This is a genomic window from Nocardia nova (genome assembly GCF_002933465.1).
In the GTDB taxonomy this organism is placed as follows: domain Bacteria; phylum Actinomycetota; class Actinomycetes; order Mycobacteriales; family Mycobacteriaceae; genus Nocardia; species Nocardia nova_B.
The window spans coordinates 232352-256779 of record NZ_PSZE01000005.1 but is presented as its reverse complement, the minus strand read 5'-3'; the positions used below and the strand labels follow the sequence as shown (position 1 = coordinate 256779).

Annotated in this window: 22 protein-coding genes and 1 pseudogene; 10 read left to right on the top strand and 13 right to left on the bottom strand. The window is 68.3% G+C overall.

The genetic code is table 11. The annotated features are described in order from the left end of the window. Positions 1-41: 41 nt before the first annotated feature. Positions 42-800 (top strand): MerR family transcriptional regulator, encoded by a 759-nt coding sequence (locus C5E41_RS08810; RefSeq protein ID WP_104375417.1) that lies wholly within the window; start codon positions 42-44, stop codon positions 798-800. A 17-nt stretch (positions 801-817) separates the two neighbouring features. Here the strand turns inward: C5E41_RS08810 and C5E41_RS08805 are convergent, their stop codons facing one another. After that, positions 818-1036: a hypothetical protein gene (locus tag C5E41_RS08805; RefSeq protein WP_104375320.1), complete on the bottom strand. Its 219-nt coding sequence runs from the start codon at positions 1034-1036 to the stop codon at positions 818-820. A 639-nt stretch (positions 1037-1675) separates the two neighbouring features. Between C5E41_RS08805 and C5E41_RS08800 the strand changes: the two genes are divergently transcribed. Beyond that, positions 1676-2245 (top strand): helix-turn-helix domain-containing protein, encoded by a 570-nt coding sequence (locus tag C5E41_RS08800; RefSeq protein WP_104375319.1) that lies wholly within the window; start codon positions 1676-1678, stop codon positions 2243-2245. 168 nt (positions 2246-2413) lie between these two features. Here C5E41_RS08800 and C5E41_RS08795 read toward each other — a convergent pair whose 3' ends face one another. The 3 genes and pseudogenes from C5E41_RS08795 to C5E41_RS33760 all read right to left on the bottom strand — a co-directional run bounded on the left by C5E41_RS08795 (position 2414) and on the right by C5E41_RS33760 (position 3849). Next, a complete protein-coding gene (locus tag C5E41_RS08795) occupies positions 2414-3334 on the bottom strand; it encodes an SDR family NAD(P)-dependent oxidoreductase (protein ID WP_181063165.1) in 921 nt (306 codons plus the stop codon). A gap of 69 nt (positions 3335-3403) precedes the next feature. Next, positions 3404-3635 (bottom strand): annotated as a pseudogene (locus C5E41_RS36160) (cytochrome P450); the annotation flags it as partial. A gap of 28 nt (positions 3636-3663) precedes the next feature. Next, the gene (locus C5E41_RS33760) at positions 3664-3849 is read right to left on the bottom strand and encodes a hypothetical protein (protein ID WP_181063164.1); all 186 of its coding nucleotides are present in this window, start codon (positions 3847-3849) and stop codon (positions 3664-3666) included. Positions 3850-4001: 152 nt separating this feature from the next. On the opposite strand from C5E41_RS33760, the gene C5E41_RS33755 reads away from it, so the two are divergent. Further along, the gene (locus C5E41_RS33755; RefSeq protein WP_181063163.1) at positions 4002-4151 is read left to right on the top strand and encodes a hypothetical protein; all 150 of its coding nucleotides are present in this window, start codon (positions 4002-4004) and stop codon (positions 4149-4151) included. Between the two features lie 18 nt (positions 4152-4169). Here the strand turns inward: C5E41_RS33755 and C5E41_RS08785 are convergent, their stop codons facing one another. Together C5E41_RS08785 and C5E41_RS08780 are read right to left on the bottom strand one after the other, a co-directional pair. After that, positions 4170-5975, bottom strand: coding sequence for a thiamine pyrophosphate-requiring protein (locus C5E41_RS08785; RefSeq protein WP_104375318.1), 1806 nt, complete (start codon positions 5973-5975; stop codon positions 4170-4172). A 119-nt stretch (positions 5976-6094) separates the two neighbouring features. Then, on the bottom strand, positions 6095-7075 hold the full coding sequence (locus C5E41_RS08780; RefSeq protein WP_258080845.1) for an SDR family oxidoreductase: 981 nt from the start codon (positions 7073-7075) through the stop codon (positions 6095-6097). A 235-nt stretch (positions 7076-7310) separates the two neighbouring features. On the opposite strand from C5E41_RS08780, the gene C5E41_RS08775 reads away from it, so the two are divergent. The 6 genes from C5E41_RS08775 (at position 7311) to C5E41_RS08750 (ending at position 15241) form a co-directional block, all read left to right on the top strand. Then, positions 7311-10229 carry an FAD-binding and (Fe-S)-binding domain-containing protein gene (locus tag C5E41_RS08775; protein ID WP_104375316.1) on the top strand — a complete coding sequence of 973 codons (2919 nt, stop codon included), beginning with the start codon at positions 7311-7313 and terminating at the stop codon, positions 10227-10229. Beyond that, positions 10226-11332 carry an enolase C-terminal domain-like protein gene (locus C5E41_RS08770; RefSeq protein WP_104375315.1) on the top strand — a complete coding sequence of 369 codons (1107 nt, stop codon included), beginning with the start codon at positions 10226-10228 and terminating at the stop codon, positions 11330-11332. Before C5E41_RS08775 ends, C5E41_RS08770 begins: the two co-directional genes overlap by 4 nt. A 172-nt stretch (positions 11333-11504) precedes the next feature. Next, positions 11505-11633, top strand: coding sequence for a hypothetical protein (locus C5E41_RS34910; protein ID WP_258080855.1), 129 nt, complete (start codon positions 11505-11507; stop codon positions 11631-11633). 42 nt (positions 11634-11675) lie between these two features. Continuing rightward, positions 11676-13136: an aminotransferase class I/II-fold pyridoxal phosphate-dependent enzyme gene (locus C5E41_RS08760; protein WP_104375314.1), complete on the top strand. Its 1461-nt coding sequence runs from the start codon at positions 11676-11678 to the stop codon at positions 13134-13136. A 90-nt stretch (positions 13137-13226) separates the two neighbouring features. Next, positions 13227-14858, top strand: coding sequence for an ABC-F family ATP-binding cassette domain-containing protein (locus tag C5E41_RS08755; protein ID WP_104375313.1), 1632 nt, complete (start codon positions 13227-13229; stop codon positions 14856-14858). A gap of 140 nt (positions 14859-14998) precedes the next feature. Then, positions 14999-15241: a helix-turn-helix domain-containing protein gene (locus tag C5E41_RS08750; protein ID WP_051042699.1), complete on the top strand. Its 243-nt coding sequence runs from the start codon at positions 14999-15001 to the stop codon at positions 15239-15241. Positions 15242-15313: 72 nt separating this feature from the next. Here C5E41_RS08750 and C5E41_RS08745 read toward each other — a convergent pair whose 3' ends face one another. Continuing rightward, a complete protein-coding gene (locus tag C5E41_RS08745; RefSeq protein ID WP_439956369.1) occupies positions 15314-15727 on the bottom strand; it encodes a cupin domain-containing protein in 414 nt (137 codons plus the stop codon). A gap of 157 nt (positions 15728-15884) precedes the next feature. Between C5E41_RS08745 and C5E41_RS08740 the strand changes: the two genes are divergently transcribed. Further along, positions 15885-16388, top strand: coding sequence for a MarR family winged helix-turn-helix transcriptional regulator (locus tag C5E41_RS08740; protein WP_181063161.1), 504 nt, complete (start codon positions 15885-15887; stop codon positions 16386-16388). Between the two features lie 7 nt (positions 16389-16395). Here the strand turns inward: C5E41_RS08740 and C5E41_RS08735 are convergent, their stop codons facing one another. The 6 genes from C5E41_RS08735 to acnA all read right to left on the bottom strand — a co-directional run bounded on the left by C5E41_RS08735 (position 16396) and on the right by acnA (position 24233). Continuing rightward, positions 16396-17355 (bottom strand): hypothetical protein, encoded by a 960-nt coding sequence (locus tag C5E41_RS08735; RefSeq protein WP_104375310.1) that lies wholly within the window; start codon positions 17353-17355, stop codon positions 16396-16398. An 11-nt stretch (positions 17356-17366) separates the two neighbouring features. Continuing rightward, positions 17367-17840, bottom strand: a complete 474-nt coding sequence (locus C5E41_RS08730; RefSeq protein WP_104375309.1) for a hypothetical protein — start codon at positions 17838-17840, stop codon at positions 17367-17369. Positions 17841-18015: 175 nt separating this feature from the next. Continuing rightward, positions 18016-18420 carry an acyl-CoA thioesterase gene (locus C5E41_RS08725; protein ID WP_258080844.1) on the bottom strand — a complete coding sequence of 135 codons (405 nt, stop codon included), beginning with the start codon at positions 18418-18420 and terminating at the stop codon, positions 18016-18018. A gap of 86 nt (positions 18421-18506) precedes the next feature. Next, positions 18507-20654, bottom strand: coding sequence for a prolyl oligopeptidase family serine peptidase (locus C5E41_RS08720; RefSeq protein ID WP_258080843.1), 2148 nt, complete (start codon positions 20652-20654; stop codon positions 18507-18509). 47 nt (positions 20655-20701) lie between these two features. Beyond that, positions 20702-21268 carry a TetR/AcrR family transcriptional regulator gene (locus tag C5E41_RS08715; protein ID WP_030514537.1) on the bottom strand — a complete coding sequence of 189 codons (567 nt, stop codon included), beginning with the start codon at positions 21266-21268 and terminating at the stop codon, positions 20702-20704. A 172-nt stretch (positions 21269-21440) separates the two neighbouring features. Next, a complete protein-coding gene (gene acnA / locus C5E41_RS08710) occupies positions 21441-24233 on the bottom strand; it encodes an aconitate hydratase AcnA (RefSeq protein ID WP_104375307.1) in 2793 nt (930 codons plus the stop codon). Positions 24234-24428: the final 195 nt, after the last annotated feature.

The following is a 24428-nucleotide window of genomic DNA, read 5'->3' as shown; positions in this document are numbered from 1 at the left end:
GGGTCGGCGTCCGGTACGAGGAAAGGGTGGGCGAGAACGGGATGGCGGAGTACCGCATCGATGAACTCGCCCGGGCCGCAGGCACAACCAGCCGCAATGTGCGCGCCTACCAGGAACGCGGCCTGCTGCCGCCGCCGGTGCGCCGGATCGGGCGCGCGCTGATCTACGACGATTCCCATCTGGAGCGATTGAAGATCATCGACGTGCTGTTGCAGCGTGGGTTCACCACCGCCCATATCGCCGATTTCATCACCGGCTGGGAAACGGGTAAGGACCTCACCGAGATTCTGGGGCTGCAGCACGCGGTCACGGCCGCGTGGGGGCAGCCGGACGAGACGTTGCGGGTACCGCGCGAATTGATCGACACCTTCCTCGGCGAGGAGGCGGCCGATCCGGAGATCCTGGAACGTCTGGCCGAGCTCGGGCTGGCCCGGATCGGCGCGGAGACGGTCGAATTCACCGATCCGCAGTTGCTGGAGAATTTCGCCGAACTGCACGGCTACGGGTTCCGGCTGGGCCGGCTGGCCGATCTGCAGGCGGCCGTCAGCGGCCGCCTCGACGAGATCGCCCACGATATGATGTCGGTCGCCAAGCAACATATCGTCGATGCCCACGGCCCCGGCTGGCTGCCCGACACCGACGACGAAATCGCCGAAACCGCCAAGATGCTCAATCATCTACGCGGTCTCGCCGTCACCGCGGTGAACAACACCCTGGCACGGTCGCTTGACCGTGTGCTGCGGGAGGAGCTGGGCGACTATCTCGCCGAGGCCGTGGACCGGCGCGCCAAGGAACACTGATTCGCGCCGGCGTGAACTCACCGGCAGGGATCACCGGTGGGCGCCACTGCAACGGCGTCGCGCCGAATGTCGAGCCGCCGTTCCAGTCCCTCGATGATCAGCGCGAGAACGAATTCGAACTGCTCACCGACGCGGCCGTCGCTCTCGGAAGCGGTGGCGACCGCGCGCAGCAGCGGGAATCCGGACTCGTTTCCCAGCGTGCGCCGCACCGCGGCCGCTTGCTGATCGGTCGGCACGCCGGTCCCGCGTGCTCAGATTCTCCGGCTCCAGGTCGCGCGCCGCGGCATGGATGAGACGACGGTTCAGCCGGGGCGGGCGTCCGCTAGCACGGGCGGCCACGGCCTCATCGGTCGGTGCCAGGGGGTCTCGCTGCTCCTCGGGAAGCGGCGGTCGGCACGACGCGTCGCACAACGCTGGGCGATCGCGCCGCGAGGTCGAGCGTAGCCGCTTTTCCCCGGCCGGAGAAAATAATGTGGAAACTTTCCCGGGTCGCCGGGAACGTCCACCGCCTTCTCCGTGGTGCTGCGGGCCTCGGCCATCGAATTCGACGACCGGCACCGCCGCGAGGCCATCGATATCGGGGGGTGCACTCTCCATCAAAGACCGACAGGTACGTAATATCGGTCGCAAGGTTCGCTCCGGACACGAAAGCGGGGTGCGCGTCGGACGAGTGCGACCGAATCCAACCGGACAACTTCCTCCGGTTTCTGAGGCAGTCTGTAAGACCCGGCCGGTCTCGTCAACTGCAACTTGTTTGAGTTGAGGTCGCGAGGCTCGTGAACCCGAAATCCGCACGCGCCGAACGACATCGGGCTCGGGCGACGGCGTCCGTCCGCGATGCCGGTTCGTGGAACGCGTGCGGTAACGTCGGACAGATGACCGCGTCACCCCGGGCCAATCGAGGGCCGAAGGCAGCTGCGGCGAACCGACGGGCTCTGGTTCGCGCGGCGCGGGAGGTGTTCGCCGAGAACGGCTTCGACGCTCCGCTGAACTCGATCGCCCGCGCGGCGGGAGTGGGCCCGGGCGTGCTGTACCGGCATTTCCCGACCCGTGAATCAATGATTCTGGCTGTGTTCGACGACAACATCGCCGAGATCGAGGAGGTGGCGCACAGGCCGGGAACCACGGCGGTGGATCTGCTGGATTTCATCGTCGACCAGATCACTGTCTCGGCCGGCTTCATCGCCACCATCGATCCCACCGGCTTCGACGATCCCCGGCTGTTCGAGGTGTCGCATCGGCTCGTCGACCTGATCGGCGCGCAATTGGCCGATCCCGATTCGCGCGGTTCTCTGCGACCGGAACTCACCGCCGAGGACGTCGTGACGGCACTGGCCATGCTGGCGGCCGTACTGATCAAAACCGAACTTCCGGCGCGCCAGGCTACCGCGCGGCGCGCCTGGGGCCTGCTGATGCGCGGGCTCAGCCGAGAATCCGCCGACTGAGCCGCAGCGGTGGTCGGCGCGGGCTGAGCGCGCGGTATCAGGCGGCCAGGTCGGAAGGTTCGAACGGTGCGAAGAACGCGCCCATCCCGCCGGCGGCCAGGACGTCGCCCAGCGCGATGAAATCGTAGCTGCGTTCGGTGGCATCACGCTAGCGGAAGGTGGAGCGGCTCAGTCCGGATGCGCGGCGGTGAGACGTTCGGCGCACTCCCACAACTCGCGTTCGCGAGCCGGATCGTAGGACTCGGGCGAGGACTCGGTGACCTGGTGACGATCGATGTAACTGCCGGACTCGGCCCGGACGGATCCGGTGACCACCTCGGCGAGGCGCCGGCCCGCGGTCTTCGGCGTGCTCGCCAGCGGGGTCCAGGTGAGCACGGGCGCGAGGCGGCGGGCGGCGAAGCGCTCCAGCCGGCCTGCGTTGCGGGTCAAATCCGTGCCGGGGACGAAACCGGGGTTGTAGGAAAGGATCTCGACTCCGGCCGGTAGGCGGCGCGCGTATTCGTGCACCAGATAGATCATGGCAAGTTTGCTCGTCGAGTACGCGGTGCGGCCCGCCGCCGTACTCGACGGATCGGCGAAGGCGCCGGGGTGGGCCAGCACATCGGGGGAGTGCCAGACCGGGCCGGGCACCATGCCCAAGTTGTGCCGCAGATCGCCGAAATGGGTGTCGCTGACGGTGATCACGATCCGCGACGGCACGACGAAGCGGTCGCCGAGCAGGCGCAGCAGCAGGTGGTTGGCCACGACGTTGACCGCGAAGGTGACCTCGAGTCCGTCCTCGGTCGCGATGGTCGCCTCGGTGTACTGGACGCCGGCATTGCCGACGAATCCGGCCAGCGGCGGCACCTCGCCGCGATCGAGCATGTCGTGAATTCGCCGCGCCGCCGAACGGATACCGGCCAGCGACGCGAGATCGGCCTCCACATGCGAGGCCGCATATCCCGCACCGGACAATTCCGCACACACCTGTGGTCCGGACGCGCCGCGCGCCACCACCAGCAGGCGGGTATCGGGTGCGATGCGCAGAATCTCCCGGGCGGCGATCCGGCCGAATCCACGCGTCGCGCCGGTCATCACGAGGGTGTGCATGCCACGACGGTAGCTCGCGCGCGGCCCGTGCGCCCGGCAGCGGATCGGCGCTGCGGCGTCGTGGGACCGCTAGCCGAGCGTGCCGCGCAATGGCGGGGAGTGCGGGAAGGTGACCGGTAGCGCGGTCAGGGCACGATGGAAAGGTCCTGGGCGCCAGCGGAGTTCGTTCACCGGCACGGCCAGCTCGATATCCGGGAGCGCGTCCGGGAGCTGGTCGACGGCGTCCTGGCGACCAGATAGCCGATCTGCCGCGCAGGGCAGGCGTGCGGCCGGCGCCCCACGGCAGATGGGAGCGGTTCCCGTGTCGTCGAGACCGCTATCGTGCGCGATCAGCCGCGAGGTGATGTCGCCCGGCCGTCGGCGCTGAACGAGTTGATCAGCGGCGTCACGATCTGCTCGACGACGGTGTGCACCGTGTGCAGATCCACTCGACCGATGGCCGCGACGTTGGCGGCACGAAAACGCGCATGCTCGGGACCCGTGTTGCGCAACGCATTCGGGCGCCACTCGAGCATCGGCAGAATCGAGCTGTCGGCCGGGGTTCGGCCCAGCGCTGTGAGGCAAGGGGGCCGATGATAGCTACCGGCGTGCCGGTTGCGCAGCTTCCGGGCCACTGATGTGGCATTGGCTCTGTTGCTTCATGGCCGATCGTCGCAGACTGGCCGATATGACAACTCTGCTGATCATCGCGGTCGTGGCGGCGGTGGCGGCCGGCCTGTTCGACAGCGTGGCACCGGGCGCCGACCGTGAGCGGTTCCGGTGCGCGTTGCGGCACGCCAGGCATTCGCTGACCGATTGGGATGCCGCGCGCGAGTAGGTCCCGCGCGCGGCCGATCTACCGGTTGTCGTCCGAGCGGCCGCCCGGCAGGAACTCCTGGGCCTTGGTCTTCATGCCCTGAGCGACCAGATGCCAGGCGTTCGGATCGCCACGCAGCACCGCTTCGGCGGTCGCCTTCATCTGATCCCAGGTGGCGTGCGGCGGGATCGGCGGCACCTCGGGATCACAGCGCACGTCCAGCAGCGTCGGGCGGTCGGCGGACAGGGCGCGTTCCCAGGCCCCGGCAAGTTGCTCCGGGTCGTCGACCTCGATCGCCGCGAGTCCGAAGCAGCGCGCCGCGTCGGCGTATGAAATGTCCGGAAGCGATTGGGAATCCTCGAATTTCGGCGAACCGCCCATGGACCGCAGTTCCCAGGTCACCTGGTTGAGGTCGTTGTTGTGGAAGACACACACCACCAGTCGCTTGTCGTCCCAGCGTTCGGCGTAGCGGGCGATGGTGATCAGTTCGGCCAGCCCGTTCATCTGCATCGCGCCGTCACCGACGAGTGCGATCACCGGCCGGTCCGGATGGGCGAACTTGGCGCCGATCGCGTACGGCACACCGGGGCCCATGGTGGCCAGTGTTCCCGACAGCGACCCCCGCATGGTGCCGCGGAACTTCAGACATCGCGCGTACCAGTTGGTGGACGATCCGGAATCGGCGGTGACGATGGCGTTGTCCGGGATCTGTTGCGACAGTTCCCAGACCACTCGCATCGGGTTGACAGGTTTCGCGGCCAGCGTCGACTGCCGTTCGACGGTTTCCCACCACCGGGCCACATTCGACTCCACGGTTTCGCGCCAGGAGCGGTCACTCACCGGCTTCAGCAGCGGAATCAGCTCGGCCAGAGTGGCTTTCGCATCTCCAACCAGATTCACCTCCGTCGGATACCGCATGCCGATCATGGTGCCGTCGATATCGATCTGCACCGCCCGGGCCTGATCCAGCGGGGGCAGGAACTGGCTGTAGGGGAAGTTGGAACCGATGATCACCAGGGTGTCGCAGTCGCGCATCAGCTCGTAGCTGGGGCGGGTGCCGAGCAAACCGATCGGACCGGTGACGAACGGGAGATCGTCGGGCAGCACATCCTTGCCGAGCAGCGCCTTGGCGACCCCGGCACCGGTGATCTCCGCGAGTTCGGTTACCTCGCGCGCGGCCGAACGGGCGCCCTGACCGACCAGGATCGCCACCTTGGAACCGGCGCCGATCACCTCCGCGGCGCGCTCGATCTCCGCGCGCGCGGGCACGAGCACCGAATGCATCTCGGCGGGCGGGCTCGACGGCACCTGCTTGAATTCGTGCTGGGGCGGTTCGTAGCTCTCCTCCTGCAGATCCGCCGGGATGATCACCGCGGTGGGTGCGCGCCGGGTCCACGCCGTGCGGAAGGCGCGGTCGATTGCGTTGGGCAGCTGTTCGGCGACATTCACCTCGACCAGATATTCGGAGGCCACGTCCTTGTACAGGCTCTGCAGGTCGATCTCCTGCTGATAGCTGCCGCCCATCGCGCTGCGCGCGGTCTGCCCGATGATCGCCACCACCGGGACGTGGTCGAGTTTCGCGTCGTAGAGGCCGTTGAGCAGATGGACCGCGCCCGGGCCCGACGTGGCCATGCAGACACCGACGTGCCCGCTGAACTTGGCGTAGCCGGTGGCCTGGAACGCCGCCATCTCCTCGTGCCGGGCCTGCACGAAGGCGGGCCGGTCCGCGGTGCGGCCGAAGGCGGCGACCAGGCCGTTGATGCCGTCACCGGGATAGGCGAAAACCTGTTTCACGCCCCACTCGTTGAGCCGGGCCACGACATAGTCACCAACCTGTTGCGCCATATCCTCTCCTCTCCTGTCCTGTCCGGGTCGATCCCACGGGAATTGCCCTGCCTGCCCTGGTCGCCGGGCGGGTACCCGCGGCAGTCGAACTCAACCGCGGCCGACCGGCCCGATGACGGTCAGTGCCGGGCCATCCGGGCGACGGAACCGGCCACCGATTCGACACAGCGCGACATCCACGCCTGCGGGCTGTGCCGATGGGCCCGGCCGTCGAAATCACCGTGCGCGCCGTAGTCGTGGCCGTGTTCGTCGTCGAGCGGGCGCCACAGATTGTCCGGGCGCTCGGTCTCGTCGGCATCGGTCTGCTGCGAGTCGTAGCCGGTGCGCGCCAGATAACGGTCCAGTACCGCCGGCGCGAGCCGCTGCGCGACGACGGTGCCGACCGTGCTCGCGCCCACCCAATATTGCTTGCGTTCCGGATGCTCGGCGGCAAAAGCGATGGTGTCGGCCACCACCTCGGGCTGGTAGATCGGCGGCACCGGCTGCGGTTTCTTCGGCAAACGCGAACGCACCCAAGAGAATTGAGGTGTGTTGACCGCCGGCGCCTGCACGATCGTCACGTGTACGTCACTGTGCTCGTGCATCAGCTCCACCCGCACCGCCTCGAGGAATCCGTTGACCGCGTGCTTGGCGCCGCAGTAGGCCGATTGCAGCGGGATCGCCCGCTCGCCGAGTGCCGACCCGACCTGCACGATGGTTCCGCGGTTACGCGGGCGCATCCGGGCCAGTGCCACCATCACTCCGTGCACCGACCCGAGATAGGTGACCTCGGTGACGCGGCGATACTCCTTCGGCTCGATCTCGGTGAAGGGGGCGAAGACCGAGGTGAACGCTGAATTGACCCACACGTCGATCGGACCCCACTGCTGCTCGACGCGGTCGGCGGCCGCATCGACGGCGTCGTAGTCGGCGACGTCGGCCGGGATCGGCAGCGCCGCACCGCCGGCTCGTTCCACGTCCTTCGCCGCGGCGTCCAGCCCGGCACGCCCGCGGGCCAGCAGCGCCACGCGGGCACCGTCGGCGGCGAAGCGCCGCGCGGCGGCGCGCCCGATTCCGGCACTGGCTCCGGTGACGACCACTACGGGTGACTGCCCGCTCACTCGGTCTCCTCTCCTCGCGCGGTTGTCCGGCGCCCCTCGCCGAAGGCCGCACGGCGGGGACGTCGCATCTGCGGCGTACCCGCGCCGCGAGCCGTTATTCGGGCCGGGTTCGCCTGCCATCGTGTCCGATTCGGCGGGTGTGACCTCATGTCGACCGGGTACCCGCGCGATGTCCGGCCGCCCGCGCCGAGGTGCGGCCGCACCACATCCGGCCGACCACGACAGAGGTGCACGAATGACGATTTCGGATCGCGCGGCCCGCCCGCACCGCGGCTCGAATCGAGACCGATGGCCGCTGCAGGCGCTCGAAACCGCCCTGAAGGAGGCGGTCGAGGGGGAGGTCCGTTTCGATTCGGGAACTCGCGCCACCTATTCCACCGACGCCTCCAACTATCGCGCCCTGCCACTGGGGGTGGTCGTTCCGCACACACCGGAAGCCGCCGCGATCGCGGTGGGAATCTGCCGCGACCACGACGTCCCGTTGCTCTCCCGTGGCGGCGGGACCAGCCTCGCCGGGCAGAGCTGCAACACCGCGGTCGTGATCGACTGGACCAAGTACTGTCACCGGCTGCTCGGCGTCGCCGCCGAAACGCGCACGGCCGTGGTCGAACCGGGCATCGCGCTCGATCCGCTCAACCAGCAACTGACGTCGTCCGGGCTGATGGTCGGGCCCAAGCCGTCGACCCACGTCAGCTGCACGATCGGCGGAATGATCGGCAACAACTCGTGTGGTGCCACGGCACAGGCCTACGGCAAGATGGTCGACTCCGTGCGCCGGCTAGAGATTCTCACCTACGACGGCCTGCGGGCCTGGGTGGGTGCCGAGGACCCGATTCCGGGCGCGAATCCGGAGACCGACGAACTGGTCCGCCGGCTGCGGGAGATCCGGGACCGCTACGCCGACGACATCCGCGCCGCGTATCCGGACATTCCCCGCAGGGTGTCCGGATACAACCTGGACGCGCTGCTGCCGGAGCGAGGATTCGATCTCGCGAAGTTCCTCGTCGGCAGCGAAAGCACACTGGTGACCGTGCTACGCGCGGAGATCGAGCTGGTCCGGGTCCCGGCCGCCAAGGCGATGGTCGTGCTCGGCTTCCCCGACGTCTATCACGCCGCCGACGCGGTCTCCCGCATTCTGCCGCACGACCCCGCCGCCCTCGAGGGCCTCGACCATCGCCTGGTCCAACTGGAGCACAGCCGGCACCTGGCGGCGAAGGCCATCTCGCAGTTGCCCGACGGGAAGGCCTGGCTGATGGTGCAATTCGACGGCGACGACCAGAAGGAAGCCGACGCGCGGGCGAAGACGATGATCGCCGACCTCGAACACGCCACCGGCGCGAGTTCCACCATCTTGGACGATCCCGACCGCGAGGCCGAGGTGTGGGCCGCCCGCGAGGCCGGACTCGGCGCCACCGCCTATCCGCCCGACGGCCCGGAAACGCACGAGGGATGGGAAGATGCCGCGGTCCCGCCCGAGCGGCTCGGCGACTATCTGCGCGACTTCGACGCGCTGCTCGAGGAATTCGGCTACGAATCCAGTTCGCTCTACGGGCATTTCGGCCACGGCTGCGTGCACACCCGCATCCCGTTCGACCTGCGCACCGCCGACGGGATCGCGCACTACCGGCGCTTCGTCGAACGGGCCGCGCGCCTGGTGAGCAGCTACGGTGGGTCGCTGTCGGGCGAGCACGGCGACGGCCAGTCGCGCGCCGAGCTGTTGCCGATCATGTTCGGCGACAAGGTGGTTCGCGCCTTCGGTGAGGTGAAGGCGCTGTTCGATCCGCGCAACCGGATGAATCCGGGCAAGATCGTCCAGCCGCATCGTCTGGATTCGGATCTGCGCCAGGGAAGCGACTACCGGCCGTGGGAACCGGTGACGCACTTCGCCTTTCCCGACGACGACCACCGCTTCAGTGAGGCGGCCGGACGCTGCGTGGGCGTCGGCAAATGCCGCGGCGAGAGCAGCGGGGTGATGTGTCCCAGCTACCGCGCGACGCGGGAGGAGGAGCATTCCACCCGCGGGCGGGCCCGGCTGCTGTTCGAAATGCTGCAGGGGGAGGCGATCACCGACGGCTGGCGATCCACCGAGGTGCGTGACGCGCTCGATCTGTGCCTGGCGTGCAAGGGATGTCGCAGCGACTGCCCGGTCGATGTCGACATGGCCACCTATAAGGCCGAGTTCCTGTCCCACCACTACGAACACCGGGTGCGGCCGATGGCCCACTATTCGATGGGCTGGATTCCGCTGTGGGCCCGGCTCGGCACCTCGATGGCTCCGCTCGCCAACGCCGTGACCCACACCCCGGGCCTGCGGCGGCTGGTCTCGGCCGCGGGCGGCATCGCACGGGAACGGAAGATGCCTCGCTTCGCCCGCGGCCGCTTCACCCGGACCTTCCGCAACCACACGAGCTCCACCACCGGTGAGCGCGGCACGGTGCTGCTGTGGCCCGATACCTTCACCAACAATTTCGAGCCGGGAATCGCCGAAGCCGCGGTGACGGTGCTCGAGGCCGCGGGCTTCTCCGTGATCGTGCCCGAGCGCACCGTCTGCTGCGGTCTGACCTGGATCTCCACCGGCCAGCTGCCCACCGCCAAACGCGTGCTGCGCCGCACGTTGCGGGTGCTGGCGCCGCAGTTGCGCGACAGCACACCGATCGTCGTTCTCGAACCCAGCTGCGCGGCCGTGTTCCGGGCCGATCTGCCCGAACTGCTCTACGGCGACCAGGACGCCGACCGGCTGTCGAAACAGACCTACACTCTCGCCGAACTGCTGGCAGAGCGGGCGCCGGACTGGAACCCGCCGCCCGTCGACACCGCGGCCATGGTGCAGCCGCACTGCCACCACCACGCGATCATGCGCTACGACACCGATCGCGAACTGCTGTCCTCGGCCGGCGCCGACGTGGAGGTCCTCGATGCCGGATGCTGCGGTCTGGCAGGCAATTTCGGCTTCGAACGCGGCCACTACGACGTCTCGGTGGCCTGCGCGGAGGACAGGCTGATGCCCGCGGTGCGCCGGCGCGATCCGGGCACCGTGGTGCTCGCCGACGGATTCAGCTGCCGGACCCAGATCCGGCAGTTGCAACCGGACGCCGATCCGCGCCACGCGGTCGAACTGCTGGCGGCGGCGCTGGCGGCGAAGGGTCAGGGATGAGTGCGGCGATCATCGACGAGTCGGTCCGGGTCGGGGTCTACCGGTTCCCGACGCCGGAGCCGGAGGCCGACGGCACCCTCGAATGGGAGGCGACGACCGCGGTGACCGTGGAGATCGACGCGGGCGGGCAGAGCGGGCTGGGGTGGACCTACAGCGGCGGTGCCGCCGCGGCGATCGTGCGCGACGTGCTCGCCCCGGTTCTGGCCGGACGCTCGCCGTTCGATATCGGCGACTGCCGGATCCGGATGCAGCGCGCCTGCCGCAATCTGGGCACCGCCGCGGTCGTCGCGCATGCGCTCAGCGCCGTCGACATCGCCCTGTGGGACCTGAAAGCGCGGCTGCTCGGCGTGCCGTTGAGCCGGCTGTTCGGCGCCGTGCGGCTCGCGACACCGGTCTACGGCTCGGGCGGATTCACCACCCTCACCGATGACGAGCTGGGCGAGCAGATCGAGGGCTGGCTGTCGGCGGGGTGCCGCTGCGTCAAGATCAAGATCGGGGAGGATCGTGGCGAGCGGCCCGATCGGGACCTCGAGCGGGTGTCCTTGGCGGACGGGCTGCTCGGCGACCGCGCCCGGTTGATGGTCGACGCGAACGGCGCCTACTCCGCCGCTCTGGCCCGCCGGGTGGGCGCCGACCTCGACCGGCACGATGTGATCTGGTTCGAAGAGCCCGTAACCAGCGACGATCCGCCCGGGCTGGCGCTGCTGCGGGCGGCGCTGCGCTGCGATGTGGCCGCCGGTGAATACGTCTACCGCCCCTACGACGCGGCCGCGTTGATCGGCTCGGTGGATTGCCTGCAACTCGATGTGACCCGCTGCGGCGGCTACAGCGGCTTCCTGGAATGCGCCGCACTCGCTGCCGCGCACGGCCTGGACGTCTCCGCCCACTGCGCGCCCTCGCTGCACGCCCCGATCGTGTCCTCGTTCGCCCATCTGCGTCACGTGGAGTGGTTCATCGACCACAGCCGCCTGGAACCACTGCTGGTCGACGGCGTGCCCGCGGTCCGCGACGGTGTGCTGGCGCCCGGCCGCGGCGCCGGGCACGGCATGCGGCTCGCGGACTCGGCCGGAAAATATTCGGTCGGCGGTGCCGGCCGACGGTGAGGTGGTGCGCCCCGGCGGCCGAATACCGGCGCGGCTGCTGGGTAACCGCCGGACATGGCAGCCATCGGATATTTTCTCGCCACGTCGCTCCCGATCACCACGGCCGTGACCTGTCCGACGATACGTATCCATCCCGCGCTCATCGCCCAGGCCGCCGCGACCGCGGCTGCAGATGCTGGCCGAAGCCGTCGACCTGATCCGCCGCCTGCACCGCGGTGACGTGTACGTCGGCCAGATCGGGCCGGATCTGGAGGGGTTCTTCACCGCATTCGAGAAGGAGGTACCGCCGGCCCTGTGCTGAGCGGTACGCGATCACCACTGATACCGAGGAGAGGCGAACTGGATGGATCACTCACGGGCCCCCGTGCTGGACGCATTGGCCGAATACCGCCAACTCGGCCGCTACGGCTTCACTCCGCCCGGGCATCGGCAGGGTGCGGGCGCCGATCCGCGCGTGCGCGAGGTGCTCGGCGGCGCGCTGGCGGCCGACATCCTCGCCGCGCCCGGTCTCGACGACCGGCTCTCACGCGGCGGCTATCTGAGCGAGGCCGAGAAATTGATGGCCGACGCGGTGGGCGCCGACGTGGCGTTCTTCTCCACCTGCGGCAGCTCGCTGTCGGTGAAGGCGGCGATGCTCGCCGTCGCCGGCGGCGACGGCGGCCTCATCCTGGGCCGTGACAGCCACAAATCCATCGTCGCGGGTCTGGTGTTCTCCGGCGTGCTGCCCCGGTGGGTGCCACCGCGCTGGGATGCGCGGCGGCACCTGTCGCATCCGCCGTCCCCGGAACAGGTCGAGCGGGCCTGGCAGAAATATCCCGATGCCGCCGGCGCGCTGATCGTGAGTCCGAGCCCGTACGGCACCTGCGCCGACATCCGCGGCATCGCGGAGGTCTGCCATCGCCGGGGCAAACCGCTGATCATCGACGAGGCGTGGGGCGCCCATCTGCCGTTCCACCCCGATCTGCCTACCTGGGCGATGGATGCCGGCGCGGATGTCTGCGTGGTCAGCGTGCACAAGATGGGCGCCGGATTCGAACAGGGTTCGGTCTTCCACGTCCAGGGCGATCTGGTCGACGTCGACAAGTTGAAGCTGTGCGCCGAACTGCTCACCACGACGAGCCCCAACGTGCTGCTCTACGCGGCCATCGACGGCTGGCGACGGCAGATGGTCGAGCACGGCGAGAAGCTGCTCACCGACGCGCTGCACACGGCCGAACGAGCCCGCTCCGCGCTCGACCGCATTCCCGGCATCTCGGTGATGGAGGACGAACTGCTCGGCGCGGAGGCCTCCCACGACCTCGATCGCATGCAGGTGCTGATGGACGTCTCGGACACCGGCGCAACGGGTTTCGAGGTGGCCGACTGGCTGCGCGAGTATCGCCGCATCGATATGGGGCACAGCGACCATCGCAGGATCCTGGCCACGCTGTCGATGGCCGACGACACCGACACTGTCGACGCGCTGGTCGACGCCATGACCGCGTGGCGGGTGCAGTACCGCGGTGCCGGCCCGAGCCCTGCCGACATCCACATGCCCGCACCGCGCGACCTGCAGCTGGAATCGGTGATGAACCCCCGTGACGCCTTCTTCGGCCCGGAGGAGACGGTGCCGTTCGAGCAGGCGATCGGCCGCATCGCCGCCGAACAGGTCACGCCGTATCCACCGGGAATCCCGGTGATCGTGCCCGGGGAACTGGTCGACGTCGCGGTGGTGGACTACCTGCGGTCCGGAGTGGAGAACGGGATGAATGTGCCGGATCCGGCCGATCCGACCTTGCGCACGCTGCGGGTGGTGGCCGAGTGAGCGTCGACGGCCGGTAAAATGGGTGGTTCTGGTGCGTCCGAAGGATGCACAATCGAACCGTTTGCCCCCTTACCGTGCTAGGAGACTGTTGTGATCACCGCGACCGACCTGGAGGTCCGGGCCGGAATCCGCACCCTGCTCACCGCGCCGGGGTCGGCGCTGCGGGTGCAAGCCGGTGATCGGATCGGTCTCGTCGGCCGCAACGGCGCGGGTAAGACCACCACCCTGCGCATCCTGGCCGGGGAGGGAGAACCCTACGCCGGCAAAGTGATTCGCTCGGGCGAAATCGGCTATCTGCCGCAGGATCCGCGCGAGGGAAATCTCGACGTGCTGGCCCGCGACCGCGTGCTCTCGGCGCGTGGACTCGACAAGCTGATCCGCGATATGGAGAAGCAGCAGGCCCTGATGGCCGAGGTCGTCGACGACGCCGAACGCGAGAAGGCGGTGCGCAAATACGGCCGGCTCGAGGAACGATTCTCTGCGCTGGGCGGATATGTCGCCGAGAGCGAGGCCGCCCGGATCTGCCACAGCCTCGGTCTGCCGGATCGGGTGCTGGGCCAGGCCCTGCGCACGCTGTCGGGCGGTCAGCGCCGTCGCATCGAGCTGGCGCGCATCCTGTTCTCCGCGTCCGACGGCTCCGGCGGCAAATCCGATACGACGCTGCTGCTCGACGAGCCCACCAACCACCTCGACGCCGACTCCATCACCTGGCTGCGGGGCTTCCTGCAGAGCCATGACGGTGGCCTGATCGTCATCTCCCACGACGTCGACCTGCTCGCCGACGTGGTGAACAAGGTGTGGTTCCTCGACGCCGTGCGTGGTGAGGCCGACATCTACAACATGGGCTGGAAGAAATATCTCGACGCCCGCGCCACCGACGAACAGCGCCGTGTCCGCGAGCGCGCCAACGCGGAGAAGAAGGCCTCCGCGCTCAAGCAGCAGGCCGCCAAGCTCGGTGCCAAGGCGACGAAAGCCGCTGCCGCACACCAGATGGTCAAGCGAGCCGAGCGCATGCTCTCCGAACTCGACGACGTGCGCGTGGCCGACAAGGTGGCCCGCATCAAGTTCCCCGAACCCGCGCCCTGCGGCAAGACGCCACTGATGGCCACCAACCTCACCAAGCTCTACGGGTCGCTGGAGATCTTCACCGGCGTGAACCTGGCCATCGACAAAGGCAGCCGGGTCGTGATCCTCGGCCTCAACGGCGCGGGCAAAACGACCATGCTGCGTCTGCTCGCCGGGGTCGAGCCGCTGACCGCCGGGCAGATCGATCCGGGCCGCGGCCTGCGCATCGGCTATTTCGCGCAGGAGCACGACACCCTCGACGACAACGCCACCGTCTGGGAGAACATCCGCCACGCCGCACCCGATGCGGGTGAGCAGGACCTGCGCGGGCTGCTGGGCGCGTTCATGTTCACCGGCCCACAGCTCGACCAGCCCGCCGGCACTCTGTCCGGCGGTGAGAAGACCCGGCTGGCGCTGGCCGGCCTGGTGTCCTCGGCGGCCAACGTGCTGCTGCTCGACGAGCCCACCAACAACCTCGATCCGGTCTCGCGCGAGCAGGTCCTCGACGCGCTGCGCAGCTACGCGGGCGCGGTCGTTCTGGTCACCCACGACCCAGGGGCGGCCGAAGCCCTCAACCCGGAACGGGTGATCATGCTGCCCGACGGCACCGAGGACCACTGGTCGCAGGACTACCTGGAGCTGATTCAGCTGGCCTGAGCGTGGCGAATGCTTCCTGCGACGCGCCGAGACACGCCGAAATATCCTCGCAATCGGTGAGTTTCATCACAGTGAGGCGTTGATCACTGCGGATCGAGTGTCTAGCCTGGAATGAGGCTGCACGGCGACCGGAGGAAGCCATGAGTGACAGGCCCGCACAGGGGAAGTCGATGTTGGGTAAGGGTACGCGCGTCACGGGCAAGTCGCGCGACCGGCTGCAAACCCAGCTCAAGAAGCAATACGAGGCGGGCGCCAGCATTCGTTCGCTGGCGCGGGAGACCGGCCGTTCGTACGGATTCATACACAACGTGCTCGTGGAGTCGCATGTGCAACTCCGCAGCCGCGGTGGTGCCAACCGGCGCAAAGCGGTCAGTAAGGCCTGAGCCGCACACTCGCCCGAAACGGCCGATCGGCGTCCGCGGTCGGCGGCCTCTCCTGGTGCTCCACGCCGGAGCTCACGCCCGGTGGGCGTTGCGTTCGGCCCACCAGTGCGGCGCGTCGACGAAGTGGTTGTCGTATTCGTCCTGGGTGGCGGCGAGTTCGGCGAGGGTGGCCTCGCCCGAGGCCACTCGCTCGAGCAGCCGGAAGTAGCCGAAGCGCTGCACGGCCGGGGTCAGCGCGATCAGGATTCGCGCCGGTGAACCCGGGGCGGCGCCGAAGGCATGCGGCATGAACCGCGGCACCGTGATCGCGCCGCCCGCGGCGACCGTCGTGATCTGCTCCCCCGCGAGCACCTGCAAATCGCCCTCGGCGACGTAGAACAGCTCGTCGGACATCGTGTGGTAGTGCGGAGTCGCCCCGTCGGCGCCGGGGGCCATCGTGACCTCGAGTGTGCTGACGCTGCCGCCGGTGCGATCGGAATCCAGCAACAGCCGCATGGTCACGGCATCGGTCACGCGTACCTCGGCCTCGGCGGGCTGGACGACGGCGGCGGGAATGCGGGGTGCGGTGGTCATCGGATCTCCAAAGTGATTCGCTATCGAATAGTTCGCTACCGAACTATATCTCGTCGAATAGTATGTGTCCATGGCCGGACGACAGACCGATGCGGTGGACGCGATCGTGGCGCAGTGGGAGCGCGAACGCCCCGACCTGGATCTGGCGGCGATGGCGGTACTCGGCCGCCTCGGCCGCCTGTACGTCCTCGCCGAGCGCGAGATCGACGCGGTGTTCACCGCACACGGGCTGCAGCGGGGCGAATTCGATGTGCTTGCGGCGCTGCGCCGTTCGGGCGAACCGTTCGAACTGACCCCCTCGGTCCTGGCCGACACGCTGATGTTGTCGCGCGCCGGCATGACCGGTCGCTTGGACCGCCTGGAATCGGCCGGACTGGTGCGCCGTATCGCCGATCCCGCCGACCGCCGCGCGGTCCGGGTCGCCCTGACCGAGGCCGGTCGCGCCCGCGTCGACGAGGTCGTGACGGCACACACCGACAACGAGACCCGCCTGCTGTCCGGGTTGTCGGTGCGCGACCGCGCCGAACTGGACCGGATCGCGCGGCTGCTGCTGGCCGACCTCGATCGGCAGTGACACCGGCTCAGCCGGAGACCATCGCCTCACCGTGGACGAGGAACTGGGCGAGACTGGCGAAGATCGGCAGCCCCGTCTTGATCTCCAGATAGGCGAACTGCCCCTGCGGATTCACCTCGAGGAAGTAGTACTCGCCGTCGAGTCCGAGCCTGATGTCGAGTACGCCGAAGACCAGTCCGAGCGCGCCCATCAGCGTGGTCAGCGACTTGCTCACCGAGGCGGGCAGTCGCTCGGGCGTGAAGGCCACCGAGGTGTCCAGACGCGAATCCACCCATCCCACACCGGATTGCGAGTCGATCCGCACCGCCCATTCGACGCCGTCGATCCACACGACCCGCAGATCGCATTCGGCTTCGACATAGTCCTGGAAGGTGGTCGGCGCCGAGCGGATGGTGTCGAAGCGGCCGAGATCCTCGCTGCTCACGATGCGGGTTTCGGAGAATTCCGCGCGGCCGGTGCCGGTCCGTTTGTAGATCACCGACCCGCCGCGGGAATGGACGAAGCTGCGAGCCTCGTCGGGATCGTTGGTGATCAGCGTTTCCGGGATCGCGAAACCGCTGCGCCGGGCGGTGTCGAGCTGCACGATTTTGCGGGTGGCGGTGCGGTCGGCGCCGGGATCGTTGACCCAGACCGCCGGTATCGACCAGAGCAGGCCCTGCAGGAACCCGTCGCATTCGGCCTGCCGGAAATCGTCGTCGCCGTCCAGGAAACCACCGGGGACCCGGCAGGGCCGGGGGCGGCGCCACCAGACGGCGGTCACGTCGTCGAGGCCGGCGATATGCGACATCGAGCGAGCGGCGCCGGCGCGGTCGAGCCGGAAACTGCCGCATTCGCGCGGAAAATCGCGCAAATCCAGACGAATCGGATTGAGCCCGTACATATTCCGCAACATCGAGGCCATCGCGTCGGCGTGCAGGTCGCCGGTCTCCGCGACGATCAGCACGGCACCCGGCGAGCGGGCACTCATCGACCGGCCCCTCAGTCCAGGCTGTCGCAGGCGGTGCCGTCGTCGCTGCCAGCGCCGCTGCGAGTCTGGCTGTAGCTCACCGTCGCACCGGCGGCCCCCGGGGCGGGCGCGACGTCGAGCCGCCGGGCCCACTGGTCGGTCAGCCGGGCCAGCAGATCGTCACCGACGGCGGGACTGGGACGAGGCGGTAACGTCAGCGGACGTTCGGTGAGCTGAATGCGGCGCCGCTGCGTGAAATCGGCTGTGGCGCCGGGCCGTATCCAGACGAGCACGGGGCGTTCCGCGGCGCCGGTGGCGGCCTCCGGGGATCCGTCGCGCAGCTGGAGGACGTCGTCGCGGTCGAGAGTCCAGATTCCCTCGGCGACGCGGACGCTGATGGTGTCGCGAGATTCGGCGACCAGGCGGCCGGACAGCGGTAGCGCCGGGTGGCGGGGGTGCGGGCGCGGCCGGGTGCGTTCGGGTACCTGGCGGCGGGCATCGTTCATGGGCCGGACTCCGATCTGCTCGCAATTTGCCCCGGAAGTCGAGCGTGAACTGGATCATAGCCCGCCACGGTGCCGGGCCGGTTCGCAACGAAAGATTTCCGGTGCAAACCCGGTGCCCCGGCCGGGGCGCGGAAAACACTATCGCCGAAAGCTATTCGGTTGAGCTGTCAACGGGTCACAGGCCGAGCACGCCGGGGGATTCGGCAAGCTCGAGGAAGCGTTTACTCGGGTTCGGCACGAGTTTGCGCGTGTCCAGATCCATCAGCCCGAGGACGACGGAGAATTCCGCGGAGACGGTCCCGTCCAGTTTGCGGATCTGCTGGTCTATCCAGAACACCTTGCCTTCTCCCCAGCGGCATTCGGAGGTCACGGTGATCTCGTCGCCCAGATGCAGCTCTCGCCGATACTTGACGGTGGATTCCAGGACCACCGGGCCGAGTCCGGACAGCCGCATCTTGTCCGGGACCAGACCGGCCGCGCGCAGCGCCTCCCATCGGGCGTGCTCGGCATACTGGTGGTACACGGCCTGGTTGAGATGGCCATTGACGTCGAGTTCGTAACCGCGGACGGTGACGGGCACAGAGAAGGTCATATCCGAGGCCAACGGGTGCCGTGTTCCCGGTATTTCCGGATCGAGCGTGGGGTCGGTCACCGTCCGGGCGGCGGTTACATGAGTCGCCGCATCAGATACGTGTACTCGAGTGCGCTGGTGTGGGCCTGCTCCTCGCGATCGGCGCCCGCACCGTGGCCGCCCTCGCCCGCCTCGTAGAACAGATACGGATCGCCGAATTCGGCCAGCCGCGCCGCGAATTTGCGGGCGTTCTGCGGGCCTACCCGGTCATCCTTGGTCGTAGTCCAGACCAACGGTTCCGGATAGTGCGCGCCGCGTCGCAATTGCCCGTACGGCGAGATGGATTCGAGAAACGCCCGCTGGGTGGGATCGTCGACGCTGCCGTATTCGTCGACCCAGGAGGCGCCCGCGGCGATCTTCTCGTAGCGCATCATGTCCAGCAACGGTACCTGGATGTCGACGGCGTTCCACATCTCGGGATGTTGGACGAATTCGACACCCATGAGCAGGCCGCCGTTGGAGCCACCCTGGATACCGAGCCGCCGTGCGCTGGTCACGCCGCGGGCCACCAGATCCTTGCCGACGGCCGCGAAATCGTCGAACGCCCGCTGCCGGCCGGTGGTACGTGCGGCCTCGTGCCAGGCGGGCCCGAATTCGCCGCCGCCGCGGATGTTCGCCAGGACGAAGACACCGCCGTGATCGAGCCAGAGCCGGCCGAGCAATCCCTGATAGGACGGGGTCTGCGACATTCCGAAACCGCCGTAGGCGTACATCAGGGTGGGGTTCGAGCCGTCGAACGCCATATCGCCGGCGTGGACCACGAAATACGGCACGGCCGTGCCGTCGGCCGAGGTGGCCTTGCGCTGCTCGACCACGTAGCGGGACGAATCGAACTGCGGCGGTGTGCTTTTCACCTGTCGGGCCGTGCCGTCGGCGGTGTCCACACTCCACAGTGTCGTCGGAATGAGGAACGAGGTCACCGAGAGATAGGCGCGATCGCCCGTCGGGTCGGCGGTGACGGTGTCGACGGTCGCGTTGTCCGGCAACGGCACCGGAGCCGGCGACCAGCTCCCGTCCGGACGCGGCGTGTAGACGGTGGCGCGACCGCGCACGTCGTTCAGCGAGGTGACCACCGCGTGGTCGCGTGTGGTCTGCACACCACTCAGGCTCTCCGACGGCCCTGGGACATAGACCGGTGTCACCTGCGGATGGGCCGGGTCGGTGATCAGCCGGTCGGCGTCCACCGACACCAGCGTGCCGGATGGATAGGTGGTCGCGCCGACCGCCCAGTCCTGCTGGAGTGACACCAGGATGTGATTGCCGACGAAGCCCGCGAGGTCCGACTTCGCCGGGAGCGCGGTCGGCACCGGGCCGGTCGCGGTGAGCAGTTCGATGTCGTGTTCGAAGAAGGTGCGGCCGCGTACGACGAGATCGAGCCGCCGACCGGCGCCGTTGTCCAGCACGACCGGCGTGGTCGACAACTGATCGGTCCGGTCGCCTCGCGCGAGTTCGGTTGCGGCGTCCAGAGGTTGGCCGCGGCGCCACTGCCGAACGACATACGGGTACCCGGAGGCCGTCTTCTCGCCCGGCTGCCATTCCCGCGCGATCAGCACCGTATTCTCGTCACTGAACGTGAGGTCCACTTTGCCCCGCGGCACCACGAATCCGTCCGGCACGAACTGCCGTGTGCCCCGGTCGAATTCGCGTACCGAGACGGCGTCCTCACCACCGTCGGACAAACTGATCAGGCACCGGCGACGAGTGACCGGATCGCAGTCGGCGCCTCTCCAGACCCAGTTCTTCCCCTCGGCTCGCGACAGCTCGTCGAGGTCGAGCACGGTGGTCCAGGCCGGTTGCGGCGCTTCGTAATCGGCGGTCGTCGTCTCGCGCCAGATGCCGCGTTTGTGGTCACCGTCCTGCCAGAAGTTCTCGACGGTGCCGTCCTGGAAGCGCGGCATCGGGATCCGGTCGGGCGTCTTCGCCAGCGCCGTCGCCTGCGCGAGATTGTCGGCGTAGCGGGGATCGTGTTCGAGCACATCGAGGGTCCGGCGGTTCTGTTCGCCGACCCACGCCTGCACACGCGGGCTGTCGAGCTCTTCGAGCCAGAGATACGGATCCTGGGGTGCGGCGGCACCGCCGCACGCCGCGACCAGCACAGCGATCGACAGCAGGCCGGCCGCGTGCCGCCATGAGGTGCGCATGGCACCGCCGGACAATCCGTGTCGTCCCCGCCCCATGATCATCAGCACATGGTACGGCGAATCCGGTACGGGCGGATGTCGCGGCCGGTTCACTCCCGCCGGCGGACCGACGCCTCCACGAGATCGAGTACGGCCGTGAGGTTTTCGTTGACATGACCGGAGGCGATGCGGGCGATGAGGCCGTCGAGGACCAGATCGAGATAGCCGAGCAGCACGTCGGTGGGGACGTCGTCGCGCAGCGCGCCGGCCGCCTTGCGGCGTTCCAGGCGGGCCAGGGTGGCCGCGGTCAGCTCGGCCGAACGCTGGGTCCAGCCGGCGGCGAATTCGGGATCGGTGCGCAGTCGCCGGGCGATTTCGAGGCGGGTGCCCAGCCAGTTGTACTGCGCGGGATTGTCGAGCATCTCGCGCATCACCTGCACGATGCCCTCGTTGGCCGCGACCTCGGCCATCCGTTCGGCATCTTCCTGGGCCAATGCCAGAAACAGGGCGTCCTTGTCCCGGAAATGATGGAAGATCGCGCCGCGGGACAGCCCGATCGCCTCTTCCAGGCGGCGGACGGTCGCACCCTCGTACCCGAATTCGGCGAAACACCGGCGCGCCCCGTCCAGGATCTGGCTGCGCCGGGCGGCGAGGTGATCGTCACTGACCTTGGGCATGGGCTCCTCCAGCGGGGAATGCGCGGACCCCCGCGCCGGGGCCATCCGGCGCGGGGGTTCTCACAGTACGAGCATGAACGCGTAGATCCGGCGGCGGCGCAACGCTATTCGTGCCGGCCCGGCGAGCCGAACGGACGCCGGGCGCGGCACGACGCACCGCGCGGTGCGGATATCAGCCGCGAATCATGTTGCGCAGCACGAACTGCAGGATGCCGCCGTTGCGGTAGTAGTCGGCTTCACCAGGGGTGTCGATGCGCACGACCGCGTCGAAGGTGACCTTCTCGCCGGTCTCCTTGGTCGCGGTGACCTTCAGGGTCTTCGGCGTGGTGCCCTCGTTGAGCTTGGTGATGCCCTCGATGTCGAACACCTCGGTGCCGTCCAGGCCCAGCGACGCGGCCGACTCGCCCGCCGGGAACTGCAGCGGGATCACGCCCATGCCGATCAGGTTGGAGCGGTGGATGCGCTCGAACGACTCGGTGATGACGGCCTTGACGCCCAGCAGACGAGTGCCCTTGGCCGCCCAGTCGCGCGAGGAACCCGAGCCGTACTCCTTACCGCCCAGCACGACCAGCGGAATGCCCGCCTTCTGGTAGTTCTGCGAGGCGTCGTAGATGAACGCCTGCGGGCCGCCCTCCTGGGTGAAGTCGCGGGTGTAACCACCCGAGACGTCGTCGAGCAACTGGTTGCGCAGCCGGATGTTGGCGAAAGTGCCGCGGATCATGACCTCGTGGTTGCCGCGCCGCGAGCCCAGGGAGTTGTAGTCCTTGCGCTGGACGCCGTGCGAGTCGAGGTACTGCGCGGCCGGGGTGCCCGGCTTGATCGGACCGGCCGGGGAGATGTGGTCGGTGGTGACCGAATCACCCAGCAGGGCCAGCACGCGGGCGCCCTTGATGTCCTCGACCGGGGCCGGCTCGAGTTCCATCCCGTCGAAGTACGGTGCCTTGCGGACGTAGGTGGAGTTCTCGTCCCAGGCGAAGGTGTCACCGGACGGAGTGTCGAGATTCCGCCAGCGCTCGTCGCCCTTGAAGACGTCGGCGTAGGACTTGCGGAACATGTCCTGGCTGATCGCCGACTTGATGGTGTCGTCGATCTCCTGGGCCGAGGGCCAGATGTCGCGCAGGAACACGTCCTTGCCGTCGGTGTCCTGACCCAGCGCGTCCTTCTCGAAGTCGAAGTCCATCGTGCCCGCGAGCGCGTAGGCGATGACCAGCGGCGGCGAGGCCAGGTAGTTCATCTTCACGTCGGGGGAGATGCGGCCCTCGAAGTTGCGGTTGCCTGACAGCACCGCGGTCACCGACAGGTCGTTGTCGTTGATGGCCTTGGAGATCTCCTCCGGCAGCGGGCCGGTGTTGCCGATGCAGGTGGTGCAGCCGTAGCCACCCAGGTAGAAGCCCAGCTTCTCCAGGTAGGGCCACAGACCGGCCTTCTCGTAGTAGTCGGAGACGACCTGCGAACCCGGGGCCATGTTGGTCTTGACCCACGGCTTGCTGGACAGGCCCTTCTCGACCGCGTTGCGGGCCAGCAGAGCCGCGCCGATCATGACCGACGGGTTGGAGGTGTTGGTGCAGGAGGTGATACCCGCGACCACGACCGCGCCGTGATCCAGAATGAACTCGCCGCGGTCCTCGGAGACCACCTTGACCGGCTTGGACGGACGTCCTTCGGCACCGTTGGCCGCCGAGTGGGCCGGGGTGTAGCTCTCGGCGCCGCCGGCCGACACCGAGACCGGATCCGAGGCGGGGAAGGTCTCATCGACACCCTCGTCGAGCGCGGTGTAGTCACCGGTGACGTAGTCGGTGATGTCGGACCGGAACGCCGCCTTCGACTCGCTGAGCAGGATGCGGTCCTGCGGGCGCTTCGGACCGGCGATCGAGGGCACCACGGTGCTCAGGTCGAGCTCGAGATACTCCGAGTAGGCGGGCTCGTGCGCGGCGTCGTGCCACATGCCCTGTTCCTTGGCGTAGGCCTCGACCAAGGCCAGCTGCTCGTCGGAGCGGCCGGTCAGACGCAGGTAGTTGATGGTCTCCTCGTCGATCGGGAAGATCGCCGCGGTGGAGCCGAATTCGGGGCTCATGTTGCCCAGGGTGGCGCGGTTGGCCAGCGGCACCTCGGCCACACCGGCGCCGTAGAACTCGACGAACTTGCCGACCACACCGTGCTTGCGCAGCATGTCGGTGACGGTGAGCACGACGTCGGTGGCAGTGACGCCCGGCTGGATCTCACCGGAGAGCTTGAAGCCGACGACCCGCGGAATGAGCATCGAGACCGGCTGGCCCAGCATCGCGGCCTCGGCCTCGATACCGCCGACGCCCCAGCCCAGTACGCCCAGGCCGTTGACCATCGTGGTATGCGAGTCGGTGCCGACGCAGGTGTCCGGATAGGCCTGGCCGTTGCGGGTCATGACGGTCGGGGCCAGGTATTCGATGTTGACCTGGTGCACGATGCCGGTGCCCGGGGGGACGACCTTGAAGTCGTCGAACGCGCCCTGGCCCCAGCGCAGGAACTGGTAGCGCTCGCCGTTGCGCTGGTATTCGAGGTCGACGTTACGCTCGAGGGCGTCGGCGCGGCCGAAGACGTCGAGGATGACCGAGTGGTCGATGACCATGTCGGCGGGAGAGAGGGGATTGACCTTGTTCGGGTCGCCGCCGAGGGCGGTGACGGCCTCACGCATTGTGGCCAGGTCGACCACACACGGCACGCCGGTGAAGTCCTGCATGATCACGCGGGCGGGGGTGAACTGGATCTCGATACTCGGCTCCGCCGACGGATCCCAGTTGGCGATGGCGCGGATGTGGTCGGCGGTGATGTTGGCGCCGTCCTCGGTGCGGAGCAGGTTCTCCGCCAGGACCTTCAGGGCGTAGGGCAGCTTCTCGGTGCCGGGCACGGCCGAGAGGCGGAAGATCTCGTAGGAGTTGCTTCCGACCTCGAGGGTGCCCTTGGCGCCGAATGTATCGATACTTGTCATACGTTCAGCTCCACTCGTCGGTGTTCCGATCGGGGCGCGTGCGGGCCCCGTGGCTTGCCACCGGCGGGGCTGCGCCGGCGGCTGTCGTCGAGGACGCGTTTCGGGCTGCGCGCCTCGTACTTCCGAACTCTAACAGTACGCTTGTCCTATGAAGCGTGCGGGGCACGTACGGCGCGGCGTGCCGCCATCCATGAT